Genomic DNA, 2,458 nt, shown 5'->3' on the forward strand with positions numbered 1-2,458 from the left:
CAGTACCGGCATAGCACTTATCAAGAAACATTAAAAAATCACGCTATCATCCAAAGCATGTCCCGTAAAAGAAATTGTTTGGATAATAGCATGATGGAAAACTTCTTTGGCTTGTTGAAGTCAGTGTTGGTATATTTAGAAAAGTTTGCTTCCTATGAAGATTTTATCAGCAAATTAAAGGACTATATTGATTATTAGAGTTATAGGACAAAAAGTGTGTGTGACTAATCCCAATAAGTTGGAAAATCTGTAGACATATGTAGCTCATTCCAAACAGGAGCATCACCCCATTGAGGGATTGAACAATCTATTTGGCAATAATTAGATAACCGTTTGTAGATAGCAGCAATCGATTCATCTGTAGGTATACAATTTAATATATCTGAAATAGAAAGCGGTCTTGGTGAGTGCATATAGCACCACCAATAGACCGCTTTTAGTCTTCTTTCAAGTGAAAGGCCCCTATGAGCCCGTAACATACTTCTTAGTTGAGCATTTACTCCACCTTCAATACGATTATTTGTTGTGGGTACTGTAATATCAATACATTCCAAAAATGTAAATAAAGTTTGTTGCCTAATCAGGCGCCATAATGATGATTCAGCTTTAAGCAAACGCTTATGTGTAGAGCGTTTGTTTCCGAATTCATCAATCGTCATTTCTCGTAAAAAATCAGAATATGTCATTCGCCACGCTGAAAGTTCATTAATCCATATAAAGGCTTGATCCATTGTTTTCACATTAAATAAAACTTTGGCAAGACTATAAAGGTCCTTCCCAGCTAACGTTTTAGGTCTACTTGTCGTATATCGTCTAACCTGACAAAAAATGTGAAACAGGCATCTTTGGTGACTACGATGAGGCCAAACTTTACGTAATGCTTTAGGCAAACCATTAGCACCATCAGACACAACGACTTTAGGTTCAGCAATCCGTTCCATTAAACACTGCCAAGCTCTAGCATGCTCATAACGGCAGACATACCATCCTAGAACATGAGTATCATTGCAACAAATCAACACACATAAATTCCTAGCTAAGTAAATTCCATCAAGATCACATCATGTACATCTTCCACTTTTGGTGGCAATGGCCATATGGACCAAAATTTAGCGGTTTTACGCCTGAATGTACGACCTTTACCAGGCATATCAGCTTGAATATCGGTGCTGAATAACCAATTCAAGAATAGGTTTAACTCTTTACTTAAATTATTAATTTTAACAGTAAATGCCACCTTACAATGTTTGCAAAACCAACGTTAAGAACCAGATTTTAAAACACCATGTTTAATACATTTTTCATTACAATCAGGACATTTTATTTGTCGCATAAACTCTTCCTCCATATTTGTTTATATATAGGAAGATATAACCTCATTTTATTTAGTAATTACAAGGGTTAATTGAAGTTTTTACACACACTTTTTGTCCTATAAGCCGATTATTACAATACCAAACGCATTAAGCTCAAATTAAAAGGAATGAGTCCGATAGAATATTGAACTCATTCCCAAAAAGTAGCTTAATTATATCTGTCCAAGAAAATGGGGGCAGATCAAAGAAGGTCTCTGTTTTTTATATTCTCACGTGCGCGCTTTATTATCAGTCTGATCCATTTCCTGTTCCAACAGCCGGCCGGTAGGTGATAAAAGTCTAGCTTTCTTACTTCTCGGCCATTTCTTAATACGAGCTTCCCAATGCATAGCTTCGTGTTTATCTGTAAAGGCCTTTTGCCACACCAGTTCAACAGGGCGGCGGGAAGCCGTATACTTAGCTCCCTTGCCGCTGTTATGAGTAGCAGTCCGCCGTACCGTATCCGTCGTATACCCCGTATAAAAGGTTCCGTCGGCACACCGAAGCATATACGTGTAATATAGCATTAGAGACTGTCCGTAATTACAAGGGATTCCAAAACAACATCTTGTACCGGACGATCCGCACCGGACGTCTTTACACGGCTGATTTTTTCAACTACATCATAATTCTCTACGACCTTACCGAAAATAGAATGGTGATTTTGCAGCCACGGGGTAGGAACTACCGTAATAAAGAATTGTGAGCTTCCCGTATTGGGACCCGCATTGGCCATTGCCAAGATGCCCGGCTCCGCAAACGTAAGCCCGGGAGCGAATTCGTCAGGAATCATTTCATCGGAGCCGCCGAATCCCGTTCCTTCAGGATCGCCACCTTGAATCATAAAGTCTTTAATAATACGATGGAAAATTGTCCCGTCATAAAATTTTTTGTCTGCCAATTTTTTAAAGTTACCCACCGTAATCGGAGCTTTATCGGCGAAAAGTTCTACTGTAAAGTCTCCTTCGTTAGTTTTAAATTTTGCATACAATGTTTTTTCCATTATAAAAATCCTCCTGAAATATTATCTGTTACGGTAAAAACAAGATGGGATTAGTTGGGGATCCGTTTACCCGTACTTCATAATGGACATGCGGCCCCGT

At 38.7% G+C, this 2,458-nt stretch carries 2 protein-coding genes and 3 pseudogenes; 2 read left to right on the forward strand and 3 right to left on the reverse strand.

What is annotated here, in order from left to right; translation table 11 throughout:
- Nucleotides 1-189: pseudogene (locus PGX78_RS05425) on the forward strand (IS3 family transposase); the annotation flags it as partial.
- A gap of 35 nt (nt 190-224) precedes the next feature.
- Here PGX78_RS05425 and PGX78_RS05430 read toward each other — a convergent pair.
- Nucleotides 225-1,333 (reverse strand): annotated as a pseudogene (locus PGX78_RS05430) (IS1249 family transposase).
- A gap of 111 nt (nt 1,334-1,444) precedes the next feature.
- On the opposite strand from PGX78_RS05430, the pseudogene PGX78_RS09500 reads away from it, so the two are divergent.
- Nucleotides 1,445-1,504, forward strand: a pseudogene (locus tag PGX78_RS09500) (IS3 family transposase); the annotation flags it as partial.
- 81 nt (nt 1,505-1,585) lie between these two features.
- Here PGX78_RS09500 and PGX78_RS05435 read toward each other — a convergent pair.
- Both PGX78_RS05435 and PGX78_RS05440 read right to left on the reverse strand, forming a co-directional pair.
- Nucleotides 1,586-1,882, reverse strand: coding sequence for a GIY-YIG nuclease family protein (locus tag PGX78_RS05435; protein WP_270445779.1), 297 nt, complete (start codon nt 1,880-1,882; stop codon nt 1,586-1,588).
- Entirely contained in the window at nt 1,882-2,358 is a 477-nt protein-coding gene (locus PGX78_RS05440; RefSeq protein WP_270445780.1) for a peptidylprolyl isomerase, read from the reverse strand. Before PGX78_RS05440 ends, PGX78_RS05435 begins: the two co-directional genes overlap by 1 nt.
- Nucleotides 2,359-2,458 lie beyond the last annotated feature (100 nt).

The sequence above is a fragment of the Megasphaera sp. AF13-6AC genome, assembly GCF_027685385.1.
In the GTDB taxonomy this organism is placed as follows: domain Bacteria; phylum Bacillota; class Negativicutes; order Veillonellales; family Megasphaeraceae; genus Megasphaera; species Megasphaera micronuciformis.